Below are 13,970 nucleotides of genomic sequence, written 5' to 3' on the forward strand. Positions count from 1 at the left end.
TGAAGAGGGCCCGTACGCCACTGCGTGCGGGCCCTCGTGCCGTGCGCGTCCGCCGCACCCGGCGCCTGCGGGGCCGGGTGCGGCGGGTCCGGCCGGTCCGGTCGGCTCCCGTCCCGTTACTGCGGCTCGGGTCCCGTGGCGACCGGGCGGGACTCGTCACCGGACCACTCGGACCAGGAACCCGCGTACAGCGCCGCGGGGATGCCCGCCACGGCCAGGGCCAGTACTTCATGGGCGCCGGAGACCCCGGAGCCGCAGTAGACGCCGATCTCCCGCGCCCGGTCGGCGCCGAGCTCCTTGAAGCGCGCCGCCAGCGTCCGAGCGGCAAGGAACCGGCCGTCGTCCCCCGTGTTCTCGGAGGTCGGAGCCGAAACGGCGCCCGGAATGTGGCCGCCCACCCGGTCGATCGGCTCCACATCGCCCCGGTAGCGCTCGGCGGCCCTGGCGTCCAGCAGCAGACCCGAGCGGGCCAGCGCCGCCGCCCCGTCCGCGTCCAGCAGCGGCAGCGCACCGGGCACGGGCCGGAAGTCGCCCTCGGCCGGGGCCGGGGTCTCCTGCTGGAGTTCACCCGTCCAGGCGGCGAGCCCGCCGTCCAGGACCCGGACGTCCGGGTGCCCCGTCCAGCGCAGCAGCCACCAGGCGCGTGCCGCCGCCCAGCCCTGGCCGCCGTCGTACACGACCACCGGGGTGTCCCGGGAGACACCGGCCCGGCGCATCACCGCCCCGAATTCCTCCGGATCGGGCAGTGGATGACGGCCGGCGCGGCCTGCCGGTCCGGCGAGTTCCGCGTCCAGATCGACGAAGACCGCACCGGGAATGTGCCCGGCCTCGTAGTCGGGCCGCCCGTGCGGGCCGCCCAGTTGCCAACGTACGTCGAGGAGCACCGGCGGACGTGGCCCCGCCGACTCGCTCGCGTATTCGGATGCGGTGATGATGGGCTTCATGGGTGCCATCCTCGCGCAGGAGTCACCCCACCCGTGACACCACCGAAACGGACGCACCGCACCAAACCGGCCTCGCTCCGTCGAGATCCCGGAAAGTGCGGCGCGGCCGGAGCACTTCGTGCGCCAAGTGGTGCAAGCATCTGCACGGGGCGTACACATCCCGTACCGCGCGACGGCACGCCGGCCCCGATCCCCCGTACGGCCACCCCGATGGTCCGAGGAGAGAGTGACGATGACCGAGGCTGCCGTTCCGCGTACGCCCGGAACACCCTGCTGGGTGAGTCTGATCGTGCACGGCCTGAGCACGACCCAGGACTTCTACGCCGATCTGTTCGGCTGGGAATTCGTGCCGGGTCCGGACCAGCTGGGTCCGTACGTCCGGGCGACGATCGACGGGAAGGTGGTGGCGGGCATCGGCCAGCTGCCGCCCGAACGGCACCTGCCGGTCGCCTGGACGACCTATCTGGCCAGCGACGACGTGGATCTCACGGCGGAGACCATCCGGTCCTGCGGTGGCACGGTCGCCGTGGGACCGCTCGACGCGGGCGAGGCGGGCCGGCTCGCCATCGCCTCCGACCCCAGCGGCGCGGTCTTCGGGGTCTGGCAGGCCGCCGCGCACATCGGCACGGCGCTCGCCGGGGCTGCCGGCACCCCGGTGTGGAACGAGCTGGTGACCCGCGAGACCGCGACGGTCTGCAAGTTCTACCAGACGGTTTTCGGCTACGAGGCGGAGGCGGTCGTCTCGGCCGACTTCGACTACCAGACCCTGCATCTGGAGGGCCGGCCGGTGGCCTCGCTGCACGGCGTCGGCCACGCCCTGCCGCGCGACCGGGGCCCGCACTGGATGACGTACTTCGAGGTCGCCGACACCGACGAGGCGGCCCGGCGCGTGGTGGAGCTCGGCGGCTACATCCTGCAGCCGCCCCGGGAGGGGTCGAGCGGCCGGGTGGCGACCGTGGCGGACCCGGAGGGCGCGGCGTTCACGATCGTCCACTCCGACACCCGCTGAGCCGTCCGGCGGGGGCGTCAGCGTCCCCGGACCCGCTCGACATGCCGATGGGCGGGTCCGGCCAGCCGCGCGTGCATCTCGTCGAAGAGCTCGGAGGCGTGGGTTCCGCTCCATTCCCCTGGCAGTAGTTCACGCGCGACCCCGGGGTCGAGGTAGACCAGCCGGCGCCAGTCGGTGAGGACCCCGATGTACGTCGCGAACGCCTGGCGGTCCGTCACCGGAGCTCCGCTCGCGATCAGTCCGGCCACCGGGCGGTGCGCGGCGAGGAATTCGACGTACAGCCGCTGCAGCCGGTCGGTGTCCCACCAGGAGCGGACCTTCGCGGCGAGTTCCTCGGCGTCGCCGCCACCACCGGCCGACAGGTAGTCGGCCCGGAAGAGGTCGGCGTACGAGCGCAGTCCGTGCCTGGCGAGCATGGACTCCGCTTCGTCGTGCACATGTCCGGGAGCGATCCACACACCGGCGGACACGGACCCGAAACCGAGCCGGGTGAGCTGGGTGCGCAGGGTGTGCCGCCTGGCGCGTTCGGACTCGGGCACCGAGAAGACGACCAGTACCCAGCCCTCGTCCACGGTGGCCCTCCGGGCCGAGAAGATGCGCGGATCGCCGTCGCGCAGTATCCGCTCGGTCTCGGGCGAGATCCGGTATCCGGCCGCTCCGGACACCGACTGGGCCTCCAGCAGTCCGGCCCGCTTCAGCCGTGAGACGCAGGAGCGTACGGTCGGCGCCTCGACGTCGAGGTCGGCGAGGAGCTGGATCAGTGAGGCCACCGACATCCAGCCGTCGGTGTCGCGCGCGTACAGTCCGTAGACGGTCACGATCAGCTGCCTGGGCTGCACCTTGCCCAGCGGGCCCGGTCCGGACCCGGACTCTTCTGCGCTCACCGTGTTCACAGGCGTCATCCTAAGCAGCCGCGCACAGCGCCGACCGGGCGGCTCAGACGGAGGTGACGGGCAGCACGTCCGGCGACAGCGCGCCCGCGCGGGCGCTCGCGCTGGTCGTCCTGCGCTGGTGGTGGCGCCGGCACAGCACCTCGTAACCGACCTCGCCCGCCTGCTGGTTGACGTCGCCCACGACCACCTGGGCGCCTTCGACGACCATCTCGCCGCCGACCGTCCGGGCGTTGTGCGTGGCCCGCGCGCCGCACCAGCAGAGCGCTTCGACCTGGAGCGTCTCGACCCGGTCGGCGAGCTCGATCAGCCGCTGGGACCCTGGGAACAGCTTGGTCCGGAAGTCGGTGGTGATACCGAACGCGAAGACGTCCATGTCGAGGTCGTCGACGATGCGCGCGAGCTGGTCGATCTGGACGGGGGCCAGGAACTGCGCCTCGTCCACGATCACGTAGTCAGCCCGGCCGCCCCGGCTTATCCGGTCGACGAGATGGGCGTACAGATCCATGCCCTCATCGGCCTCGACGGCCTCGGTGACCAGCCCCAGACGCGAGGAGAGCTTGCCCTCCCCCGCCCGGTCGTCACGGGTGAAGATCACACCTTGCAGACCGCGTGCCGAACGGTTGTGGCCGATCTGCAGCGCCAGTGTGCTCTTTCCGCAGTCCATCGTTCCGGAGAAGAACACAAGCTCGGGCATGAGGGGCTGAGCACCTTTCGGGCGGGAGGGGAATCAGTGGCCGGTCGGGAAAACGCGGTTACGAGCGTACTTCGAGGAGCGGGACGAGCTGCTCGACGGGGGTCATCGAGCCGTGCATGCCGACCATCGCGGACTCGTGCGGCTCATTGACGGAGGCGGTGATCACCACGTCGTCGTGGGCCGCCGCGACGACATCGCCGATCCTGCCGTGCACACGCTCGTCGATCTTCGGGCCGAACCAGCCGGCCGCGATCGCCTCGTCCCTGCTCGCCACCCAGAACTGCTCGCCGAGCACCTCCCGCCAGACGGTCAGCACGTCGTTCTCGGCTCCCGGGACGGCGTACACATGACGGGCCCGGCCCTCGCCGCCGAGCAGGGCGACGCCCGCGCGCAGCTCCCAGTCCTCGTCGAAGTCGATCCGGGACTGCTCGTCGAACGGGATGTCGATCATGCCGTGGTCGGCGGTGATGTACAGCGCCGAGCGGGGCGGGAGCTGTTCGGCCAGGCGCCGGGCCAGTCCGTCCACGTACATCAGCTGTCCGCGCCAGGCGTCGGAGTTGACACCGAAGCGATGGCCCTTGCCGTCGACCTCGCTGTAGTACGTGTAGACGAGCGACCGGTCGCCCGCGGCGAGCCGTTGGGCGGCGGTGTCCATCCGCTCCTCGCCGGACAGCCTGCCCAGGAACGAGCCGCCGCTGAGCGCGACCTTGGTGAGCGGGGTCTGCTCGAAGGCGGGGGCGGAGACCTGGGCGGTGCGCACGCCCGCGGCGTCGGCGAGTTCGAAGACGGTGGGGTACGGCTGCCAGACCTTCGGCGGGGTCCAGGGGTTCCAGCGGAGCTGGTTCATCAGCTCGCCGGTCTCCGGATTGCGGGCGGTGTAGCCGGGCAGACCGTGCTCCCCGGGCGGGAGCCCGGTACCCACCGAGGCCAGCGAGGTGGCCGTGGTGGCCGGGAAGCCCGCCGTTATCGGGCGGCCGGTGCCACCGCGCGAGGTGGGGAGCAGCGAGTGCAGAAACGGTGCCTCGTCGGGGTGGGCCTTGATCTGCTCCCAGCCCAGGCCGTCGATCAGGAACACGCAGTTCCGGTCGGCGGGGGTGAGTTCGGGGATCGCCGCGGTGAAGCCGGGCACACCCTGTCCGGCGACGAGCGTGGGCAGCAGGTCCGAGAGCGATCCGCTGCCGTACTCCGGGACCGGGGCACTCTCGACAGCGAGCGGGTCGTACTCCTGCCAGGCCGGCTGTGCCATCAGCGGCCGGTCGCCGCGGTCGCCGCCGTGGCCTCGGAGAGCGCCTGGGCGAAGGCGAGGGTCTGGCGCACCGTGTCCGGGCCGTCGCCGGCCTCGCTGACCCGCAGGCTCAGGTCGTCGGCGGTGGAATTGCCGGTGTAGCCGTGGTCGGCCTCGCAGTTGGGGTCGCCGCAGGCGGCCGGCTCCAGGTCGATCCGGGAGACCGCGCCCCAGCCGATGGTGAGGACGACCTCGCGGGGCAGCGTGCCCGGCACGTACTTCTCCGGGTTGGCCACGACCCGGCTGACCACGACCGAGGAGATCCGGTCGAGCTTGACCGACTCCGTGGACGTGGTGGCGTACGGGGACGGGGAGCTGGTGTCGGCGTTCTGCTCGTCGGTGTGGCTGACGATGAAACGGTTGTCCGTCAGGACCAGGACCGTGACATGGCGGCGCACCTCGTTGGAGTCGAACGTGGTCTCCTGGTGCACCAGGTACGAAGCGACCGGCTCACCGCCCACAGCGGCCTCCACCGCCTCGGCCACGAGGGCCGGGTAGTAGCCGCTGCGCTCGATCGCCGCGCGCAGCCCCTGGGTCGTCGTACCGGTCTTTGCCATGAGGACCATCCTACGGGGGCCGGATGACTGCCGGGGACGTTGTGCGGCAGGGCGGAGGGGGCCCTGGGACGTGACGGCGCCCCGGTCAGTAGTTGGGCAGGCGGCGGGGGCCGAGATCGGTGCGGGGCGGGGGCGGCGAGAGGCGGACGCTCGCGCCGAGCACGGTCAGCCCCTGGGTGGCGACCACCACGGGCTCCAGGGCGACGGACACCACCTCGGGGTGGTCGTCGACCAGCCGGGAGACCCGTAGCAGCAGCTCTTCGAGGGCCGCGGTGTCCACGGGCGCCGCGCCTCGCCAGCCGAACAGCACCGGGGCCGCCCGGATGGACCGGATCAGCTCGGCGGCGTCGCGGTCGGTGGCCGGGACGAGGCGGTGGGCGGTGTCGCCGAGGAGTTCGGAGGGCGCTCCCGCGAGCCCGAAGGACAGGACGGCGCCCGCCGCCGGGTCGATCGTGGCCCGTACGACGGTGTCGACGCCGCGCGGGGCCATGGCCTGGACGACGGGCCTGAGCTCGGCCGGCTTGCCGAGCAGGTCGGTCAGTTCGCCGTACGCCCGGCGCAACGCGGCCTCGTTGGCGAGGTCGAGCCGGACACCGCCGAGATCGGCCCGGTGGCGCAGGTGGGGCGCGGTGGTCTTGAGCGCCACGGGGTAGCCGAGCAGAGCCGCTGCGGCGACTGCGGTGTCCGGGTCGGGCGCCGGGAGCGTCGGCCGTACGGTGATGCCGTAGCGGCCCAGGAGTTCGCGTGCCTCCTCGTGGGCGAGCGGCCGGCCCCGCGGGTCGGGGTCGGGGCCGAGGAGGGTGTCGATGAGCTCGGCGGCGCCCGTTTCGTCGATGGTGTCGTCGAGGAACTCGGGTACCTTGCCGGGCGCGGCGGCCTGGCGTCGCCACTGGGCGTACCGCACCGCTTCGGCCAGGGCACGCACCGCCCGTTCGGCGGCGGGGTAGGCGGGGATCCGGCCGAGGCGGGTGCCGGGGGCACCGGTGAGGGGGGCGGCTGGGCCGGGGTCGGGGTCGGGCGGGGTGGTGGCTCCGGTACGCGCTTCCGGGGCGGGCGGAGCCGCAGGGCGCGGCTGCGCGACCGTGCTGGTGGCCGCGGCGAGGGCCTCCGCCAGCCCGCCGATCTCGACGTGGACGACGGCGACCGGCTTGGCCGGCCCCGCGGCGGCGGCCGTGTGCAGCGCGGCCGCGAGCACCTCTCCGTCACCCGCCTCCGCCTCGCCGTCCTCGCCGACCCACGGGATGGCCGTCACGACCACCGAGTCGCAACTGTCGTCGGCGAGGGCCTCGGCCAGGGCGGTCCGGAAGTCCTGCGGGGTGGCGGCGGTGGTGAGGTCCAGGGGCGGGCGCGGGCGCAGTCCCTCGGCGAGGCAGGCGTCGTACGTGAGGAGGCCGAGCGATTCGGAGTTGCCGAGGATCGCGACCCGGGGGCCTGCCGGCAGCGGCTGGTCGGCGAGTAGGAGGCCCGCGTCGACCATCTCCGTCACCGTGTCGACCCGGATCACGCCGGCCTGGCGCATGAGCGCCGAGACCGTCGCGTCCGGGATACGGCTGATCGGCACCGCGTGGCCGGGCGGGGTGGAGCCGCTGTGCCGGGCGCCCTTCACCACGACGACCGGCTTGACCGCCGCGGTGCGCCGCGCGAGGCGGGTGAACTTGCGGGGGTTGCCGAGCGATTCGAGGTAGAGCAGGGCGACGTCGGTGTCGGGGTCCTCGTACCAGTACTGGAGGAAGTCGTTGCCGGAGATGTCGGCGCGGTTGCCCGCGGAGATGAAGGTGGACAGGCCCGCGCCGCGACGGTAGAGCCCGGAGAGCAGCGCGATGCCGATCGCGCCGGACTGGGTGAAGAGGCCGATGCGGCCCGGGGCGGGCGGCTCGGGGGCGAGCGAGGCGTTCAGCCGAACCGTTTCGGCGTTGTTGATCAGGCCGAAGGCGTTCGGGCCGATGATCCGCATTCCGTACGAGCGGGCCTGCCGGACCAGTTCGCGCTGCCGGTCGCGGCCCTCGGCGCCCCATTCGGCGTATCCGGCGGAGAGGACGACCAGGCCCTGGACGCCGTGTTCGCCGCAGTCCGCGACGGCCTCCGGTACCCGGTCGGCGGGGACGGCGACGACCGCGAGGTCGACCGGTTCGCCGATCTCGCCGATCGAGCGGTGGGCGGGCACGCCGTCGACCGTGGCCAGGCCGGCGTCGAAGGCGCGGTTCACGGCGTACGTACGGCCGGTGAAGCCGGCGCCGAGGAGGTTGCGCAGGACCGTGCGGCCGACGCCGCCGGGGGTCCGGCCGGCCCCGATGACGGCGACGGAGCCGGGCGCCAGCAGGCGTTGCACGGACCGCGCCTCCGCCCGCTGCTCACGACCGCGCTGGACGGCGAGGGACTCGGCGGTCGGTTCGAGGTCCAGGGTGAGATGGACGGAGCCGTCCTCGAAGCTGCGCTGCTGGGTGTATCCGGCGTCCCGGAACACCTTGATCATCTTGGTGTTGGCGGGCAGCACCTCGGCGGCGAAGCGGCGGATCCCGCGCTCGCGGGCGACGGCCGCGATGTGTTCGAGGAGCGCGGAGGCGACGCCGCGGCCCTGGTGCGCGTCCTGGACGAGGAAGGCCACCTCGGCCTCGTCGGCGGGTGCCGAGGCGGGCCTGCCGCGCTCGTCGATCCGGTCGTAGCGGACGGTCGCGATGAACTCGCCGCCGACCGTGACGGCGAGCCCCACCCGGTCGACGTAGTCGTGGTGGGTGAAGCGGTGCACGTCCCGGTCGGACAGCCGGGGGTACGGGGCGAAGAACCGGTAGTACTTCGACTCGTCGGAGACCTGCTCGTAGAAGCTGACCAGCCGCTCGGCGTCGTCCGCGGTGATGGGCCTGATGCGCGCGGTACCTCCGTCGCGGAGCACCACGTCCGCTTCCCAGTGGTCGGGATAAGCATGATGCGGACTCTGCTCCTGCGCGGGCTGCATGGGCAAAGACTACGGCTCGGCCAGCGGTCGCGTAGGGATCGGGGCCGGGGCAGTCTGGGAGGGCCGATCGGCGGTACCCCGGGCATCGCGGGCGTTCCCGGGGTCGGGCGGAGCACTGCGCACCGCGTGAGAGACTGGTCTAGACAACTGTTGATTCGTGAAGGGCAGAACCATGGCTGAGCGCCGCGTCAACGTCGGTTGGGCCGAGGGCCTGCACGCCCGCCCCGCTTCCATATTCGTCCGTGCCGCCACGGCCTCCGGCGTCCCCGTGACGATCTCCAAGGCCGACGGCAACCCGGTGAACGCCGCCTCCATGCTCGCGGTCCTCGGCCTCGGCGCCCAGGGTGGCGAGGAGATCGTGCTCGCCTCCGAGGCCGCCGACTCCGAGGCCGCCCTGGACCGTCTGGCGAAGCTGGTCGCCGAGGGGCTCGAGGAGCTCCCGGAGACCGTCTGAAACATCCTTCCCGAGAGAGCCGCGGCACCCTGAACCGGAGCTGCGGCTCTTTCTTTTTCCGGAACCGACCTCCCGGACGACATGCGGAATTCCGGCACGCAGGCAAGCGAAATCACTGCGCGCCGATGCGGGGCGAGGCGGAATAGCGCCCCACGAAATCACATCTCTTTGTATACGGGGAAATCGTTAATTCCGGATTCCCGCGGTGTTTACGGGGTGTTGCGAGCTCCTCACCCGGCCGGTCCGGGGAACGGCGGGCGGCCGGTCGGTGCGGCGCAGGCGGTGCGCGGCCGCGGCCCGCTCCGCGTGATGGGCGGCCAGCGTCCTGGCCCGCTCCGCGTCGCCGCGTGCCACCGCGTCCACGATGGCCCCGTGCTCGGCCCAGGAATCCACCGGGCGGGCCGGCCGGTCGACCGCGTACATCCACGCGGTCTTGTGCCGCAGCTGGGTGAGCAGCGCGATCAGACCGGGGCTGCCGGAGGCCTGCGCCAGCGTCTCGTGGAACCAGTCGCCCAGTGAGCGCAGGTCCTCGCTCTCGCCCCGCCTGGCCCGGTCCTGGCCGAGCCGCACGAGGCCGCGCAGCACCTTGAGGTGGGCCTCGGTGCGGCGTTGCGCGGCCCGTGCGGCACCCAGCGGCTCCAGCAGCGTCCGGACCTCCAGGAGGTCGGCCACCTCCAGCTCGGTGGGCTCGGCGACGCAGGCGCCCGCGTGCCGGCGGGTGACCACGAAGCCCTCGGACTCCAGGGTGCGCAGCGCCTCCCGCACCGGGACACGGGAGACCCCGTAACGGCGGGCCAGCAGCTCCTCCGTGAGACGACTGCCGCGTTCGAAGACACCGGAGACGATGTCGTCGCGGATTGCCGTGCATACCGAATGCGCTGGAATGCGCATGTCCGAACCTCCGCCTCAATCCCCGCGAATCGCGGCCGGCCGACGCCTGTTCCGTGACTCTATTGCAATGCGGCCGCATTTCCGATGCCGGGCGGAAATTCATGAATATCTTTTGGTCACGGGGCGGTTCGGCGGGTCGTCGCCCATGGCCGTGCGGCGGGCATGCCGAAGGCCCCGGCATGCTGCCGGGGCCTTCGACGGGGTGCTGCGACGGCGCGTCGGTCAGACGTTGACGCCGTGGGCGCGCAGATACGCGACCGGGTCCATGTCGGAGCCGTACGACGGTGTCGTCCGGGCCTCGAAGTGGAGGTGCGGCCCGGTGGAGTTGCCGGTCGAGCCGGAGAGGCCGATCCGCTGGCCCGCGCCGACGCTCTGGCCGACGGAGACGCCGATCGAGGAGAGGTGCCCGTACTGGGTGTACGTGCCGTCCGTCATCCGGAGCACGATGTTGTTGCCGTACGCGCCGCCCCAGCCGGCCTCGACGACCGTACCGGCGCCGACGGCGACCACGGAGCTGCCGGAGGCGGCGTGGAAGTCGATGCCGGAGTGGCTGCCGGAGGACCAGAGCGAGCCGCTGGACTTGTAACCGGTGGTGACGTACGAACCGGCGACCGGGATCTGGAAGGCGCCCAGCCGGGTGCGCTCGGCGGACCGGGCGGCGCGCGCCTTCTCGGCGCGGGCCTCGGCGGCGCGCTCGGCGTCCGCCTTGGCCTTCGCTTCGGCCTTCTTCTTGGCCTCGGCCTTCCGCTGGGCCTCCGCCTTCGCCTTCGCCGCCGCGTCGGCCTGGTGCTGCTGCGCGTCGGCCTGGGCGTCGATCCGGTCGGCAAGGGTCTTGTCGATGGCGATGACCTGGCCGAGGCCGGTGTCGCTCACGGAGGGGGTCCCGGAGTCCGCGGCGAGGGCGGGAGCGGCCAGGCCGCCGATGACGCCGGTGGTGGCCAGAGCCGCGACACCGACCGCCTTCGCGCTCGTGCGCGTCAGTCGGCTCGGGGCACGGTGCTTCCCGGTGGCACGGGTGAACGCCATGGAGTGGCTGATCCTTTCCTTCCTTCTCGCCTACCGGGTTAGCTGACGGGTTCGGAGCAGGAAGGTCTCCTACGGACGCCCCGACCCCATCCGGGCTCAGGCATCCGATTCACCCCAGGGACTGCGTGGGTCCCCGGCTCCCCAGGCTCGCGCCTGACGGGGACTCGGCGATGGCTGCCCGGTACGTCGCGGATGCGGCATACGAGTGACGGACAGCCGAGCCGACGCTAAGCGGGGCCACTTTCATTCACCAAACGGACAGGGCGTTTTGTAGCGCATCCCACAGGGCAGACAGGCAACCTCCGTGTCAGAACGGACAAAAGGGAAGGTCTCGGCGAGATCCTGCTCGCAGAGACCTTCCCTCTGTCCCGATATGCGGCGATGTACCTGCTGTCCCGATGTCGGGCGGTGTGCGGATCGCCCCGATCGGCCGGTGCCGGTGGGACGGCGCCGGTCGTCAGCCGGTGACCACCGACACCTCTCCGATGCCCAGGGCCCGGACGGGCTCCTCGATCCGTGCCGCGTCGCCGACGAGGATCGTCACCAGCCGGTCACCCGGGAAGGCGTTGACGACGGCCGCGGTCGCCTCGACCGTGCCGGTCTCCGCGAGCCGGGCGTACAGCTGCGCCTGGTAGTCGTCGGGGAGGTGCTGCTCGACCTGGTCGGCGAGGGTGCCCGCGACGGAGGCCGCCGTCTCGAACTTCAGCGGCGCGACCCCCACGAGGTTCTGCACCGCCGTCTCGCGCTCCTCGTCGGTCAGCCCCTCGGCCGCCAGCGTCCGCAGGACCGTCCACAGATCCTTGAGCGCGGGCTCGGTGGACTCCGTGTCGACCGAGCCACTGATGGCCAGCATCGCGGCGCCGGTCGCGCCCGAGACGGAGTCCGGGGCCGACGACCGCAGCACCTGGGCGAAGGCCCGTACGCCGTAGGTGTAACCCTTCTCCTCACGCAGCACCCGGTCGAGGCGGGAGGTGAGCGTGCCGCCCAGGCAGTACGTGCCGAGCACCTGGGCCGGCCACACGCTGTCGTGCCGGTCGGCGCCGATCCGGCCGATCAGCAGCTGTGTCTGCACCGCGCCCGGACGGTCGACGATCACCACCCGGCCGGTGTCGTCGGCGGTGATCGGCGGGGCGGGACGGGGCTCGGCGGCCTCTCCCGACCAGTCGCCGAGGGTGTCGGCGAGCAGGGCGTCCAGGTCGATCCCGGTGAGGTCACCGACGACCACGGCGGTCGCCGCGGACGGCCGGACGTGGGCGTCGAAGAAGGCGCGCACGGCCGCAGCGTCGATCCGCTCCACCGTCTCCTCGGTGCCCTGGCGCGGGCGCGACATCCGCGCCGCGGCCGGGAAGAGCTCCTTGGAGAGCTGCTTGGCGGCGCGGCGGGCCGGGTTGGCCTGCTCGTGCGGGATCTCGTCGAGTCGGTTGCGCACCAGCCGCTCGACCTCGCTGTCGGCGAAGGCCGGCGCCCGCAGCGCCTCGGCGACCAGCGCGAGCGCCTTGGCCAGCCGGGAGGCCGGGACCTCCAGGGAGACCCGGACGCCGGGGTGGTCGGCGTGCGCGTCGAGGGTGGCGCCGCAGCGCTCCAGCTCGGCGGCGAACTCCTCGGCGGTGTGCTTGTCGGTGCCCTCGGACAGCGCCCGCGACATGATCGTGGCCACGCCGTCGAGGCCTTCGGGCTCGGCGTCCAGCGGGGCGTCGAGGAAGATCTCGACCGCCACGACCTGCTGGCCGGGACGGTGGCAGCGCAGCACCGTGAGGCCGTTGGGCAGGGCGCCCCGCTCCGGCGCGGGGAAGGCCCAGGGCCGGGCCACACCGGGGGCCGGCTGCGGGTGGTACTGCATCGAAACTCCAGTCGCGGCAGCGTCGGTCACTTGCCCGCTCCTTCGTGCGCGTCGGTCTCGTCGGCGTCGGTCTCGTCGGTGTCCGCGGGCTCGGCCGATTCGACCGGCTCGTAGACCAGCACCGCCCGGTTGTCGGGGCGCAGCTGGGCCTTGGCGGCCGCCTGGACCTCCTCCGCGCTGACGTCGAGCACCCGCTGCACGGCGGTCAGGGCGAGCTGCGGGTCGCCGAACAGCACGGCGAACCGGCACAGTTCGTCGGCGCGGCCGGCGACCGTACCGAGCCGGTCCAGCCATTCGCGCTCCAACTGGGCCTGCGCGCGTTCCATTTCCTCGGGCGTGGGCCCCTCGGCGGCGAACCGGGCGAGCTCCTCGTCGACCGCGGCCTCGATCTGCGGCACCTCGACACCGCCGGACGTCTTGACGTCCAGCCAGCCCAGCGAGGGCGCACCGGCCAGCCGCAGCAGCCCGAACCCGGCCGCCACGGCCGTACGGTCACGGCGGACCAGGCGGTTGTGCAGCCGCGAGGACTCGCCGCCGCCGAGCACGGTCAGCGCGAGGTCCGCCGCGTCGCACTCGCGGGTGCCGTCGTGCGGCAGCCGGTAGGCGGCCATCAGAGCCCGCGCCGGGACCTCCTCGCGCACCTCCTCGCGCAGCTGTTCGCCGATGATCTCGGGGAGCGAGCCGTCGCGCGGCGGCTGCTTGCCGTCGTGGGAGGGGATGGAACCGAAGTACTTCTCGATCCAGGCGAGGGTCTGCTCGGGGTCGATGTCGCCGACGACCGAGAGCACCGCGTTGTTGGGCGCGTAGTACGTACGGAAGAAGGTTCGGGCGTCCTCGAGGGTCGCGGCGTCCAGGTCGGCCATGGAGCCGATCGGGGTGTGGTGGTACGGGTGACCCTCGGGGTAGGCCAGTGCCGTCAGCTTCTCGAACGCCGTGCCGTAGGGGACGTTGTCGTAGCGCTGGCGGCGCTCGTTCTTGACGACGTCGCGCTGGTTCTCCATCGACTCCTCGTCGAGCGCGGCGAGCAGCGAGCCCATGCGGTCGGCCTCGAGCCACAGGGCCAGCTCCAGCTGGTGCGTGGGCATGGTCTCGAAGTAGTTGGTGCGTTCGAAGCTGGTGGTCCCGTTGAGCGAACCGCCGGCCCCCTGCACCAGCTCGAAGTGGCCGTTCCCCTTGACCTGGCCGGACCCCTGGAACATCAGGTGCTCGAAGAGGTGAGCCAGACCTGTGCGCCCCCTGACCTCGTGGCGCGAACCGACGTCGTACCAGAGGCAGACCGCGGCGACCGGGGTCAGATGGTCCTCGGAGAGCACCACGCGCAGGCCGTTGGCCAGGCGGTGCTCGGTCGCTGTCAAGCCGCCGGAGCCGGCCTGAGCGGTGGCCGTGTGACCCATGGGCATGTACGTCCCTTCGATCGCGATACT

At 72.5% G+C, this 13,970-nt stretch carries 12 protein-coding genes and 1 riboswitch; of the genes, 2 read left to right on the forward strand and 10 right to left on the reverse strand.

Features of this window, described 5'->3' with window-relative positions; translation table 11 throughout:
- Positions 1–116 precede the first annotated feature (116 nt).
- Complete coding sequence (locus ACWCPY_RS36075; protein ID WP_451272281.1) at positions 117–944, reverse strand: sulfurtransferase; 828 nt, start codon at positions 942–944, stop codon at positions 117–119.
- 232 nt (positions 945–1,176) lie between these two features.
- Here ACWCPY_RS36075 and ACWCPY_RS36080 point away from each other — a divergent pair, with 232 nt between their 5' ends.
- Positions 1,177–1,953, forward strand: coding sequence for a VOC family protein (locus ACWCPY_RS36080; RefSeq protein WP_451272283.1), 777 nt, complete (start codon positions 1,177–1,179; stop codon positions 1,951–1,953).
- 17 nt (positions 1,954–1,970) lie between these two features.
- Here the strand turns inward: ACWCPY_RS36080 and ACWCPY_RS36085 are convergent, their stop codons facing one another.
- The 5 genes from ACWCPY_RS36085 to ACWCPY_RS36105 form a co-directional block, all read right to left on the reverse strand.
- A complete protein-coding gene (locus ACWCPY_RS36085) occupies positions 1,971–2,855 on the reverse strand; it encodes a PaaX family transcriptional regulator (protein WP_451272285.1) in 885 nt (294 codons plus the stop codon).
- Positions 2,856–2,889: 34 nt separating this feature from the next.
- Positions 2,890–3,540 carry a thymidine kinase gene (locus tag ACWCPY_RS36090; RefSeq protein WP_266427783.1) on the reverse strand — a complete coding sequence of 217 codons (651 nt, stop codon included), beginning with the start codon at positions 3,538–3,540 and terminating at the stop codon, positions 2,890–2,892.
- Between the two features lie 58 nt (positions 3,541–3,598).
- A complete protein-coding gene (locus ACWCPY_RS36095) occupies positions 3,599–4,786 on the reverse strand; it encodes an alkaline phosphatase family protein (RefSeq protein ID WP_451272287.1) in 1,188 nt (395 codons plus the stop codon).
- Positions 4,786–5,382, reverse strand: coding sequence for a DUF5998 family protein (locus tag ACWCPY_RS36100; RefSeq protein ID WP_329819355.1), 597 nt, complete (start codon positions 5,380–5,382; stop codon positions 4,786–4,788). The genes ACWCPY_RS36095 and ACWCPY_RS36100 overlap by 1 nt, the downstream gene beginning before the upstream one ends.
- 85 nt (positions 5,383–5,467) lie before the next feature.
- Entirely contained in the window at positions 5,468–8,335 is a 2,868-nt protein-coding gene (locus ACWCPY_RS36105; RefSeq protein ID WP_451272290.1) for a bifunctional acetate--CoA ligase family protein/GNAT family N-acetyltransferase, read from the reverse strand.
- Positions 8,336–8,507: 172 nt separating this feature from the next.
- On the opposite strand from ACWCPY_RS36105, the gene ACWCPY_RS36110 reads away from it, so the two are divergent.
- Positions 8,508–8,789 carry an HPr family phosphocarrier protein gene (locus ACWCPY_RS36110; RefSeq protein ID WP_451272292.1) on the forward strand — a complete coding sequence of 94 codons (282 nt, stop codon included), beginning with the start codon at positions 8,508–8,510 and terminating at the stop codon, positions 8,787–8,789.
- A 186-nt stretch (positions 8,790–8,975) separates the two neighbouring features.
- On the opposite strand, the gene ACWCPY_RS36115 is transcribed toward ACWCPY_RS36110, so the two are convergent.
- From ACWCPY_RS36115 to ACWCPY_RS36130, 4 genes are all read right to left on the reverse strand, one after another.
- Entirely contained in the window at positions 8,976–9,680 is a 705-nt protein-coding gene (locus ACWCPY_RS36115; protein WP_451272294.1) for a GntR family transcriptional regulator, read from the reverse strand.
- Positions 9,681–9,902: 222 nt separating this feature from the next.
- Entirely contained in the window at positions 9,903–10,706 is an 804-nt protein-coding gene (locus ACWCPY_RS36120; RefSeq protein ID WP_451272296.1) for a M23 family metallopeptidase, read from the reverse strand.
- Between the two features lie 13 nt (positions 10,707–10,719).
- Positions 10,720–10,886: riboswitch (cyclic di-AMP (ydaO/yuaA leader) on the reverse strand.
- Between the two features lie 277 nt (positions 10,887–11,163).
- Positions 11,164–12,546: a M16 family metallopeptidase gene (locus tag ACWCPY_RS36125; protein ID WP_451272320.1), complete on the reverse strand. Its 1,383-nt coding sequence runs from the start codon at positions 12,544–12,546 to the stop codon at positions 11,164–11,166.
- Between the two features lie 26 nt (positions 12,547–12,572).
- Positions 12,573–13,946 carry a M16 family metallopeptidase gene (locus tag ACWCPY_RS36130; RefSeq protein WP_451272298.1) on the reverse strand — a complete coding sequence of 458 codons (1,374 nt, stop codon included), beginning with the start codon at positions 13,944–13,946 and terminating at the stop codon, positions 12,573–12,575.
- Positions 13,947–13,970 lie beyond the last annotated feature (24 nt).

The sequence above is a fragment of the Streptomyces sp. NPDC002403 genome (genome assembly GCF_053593015.1).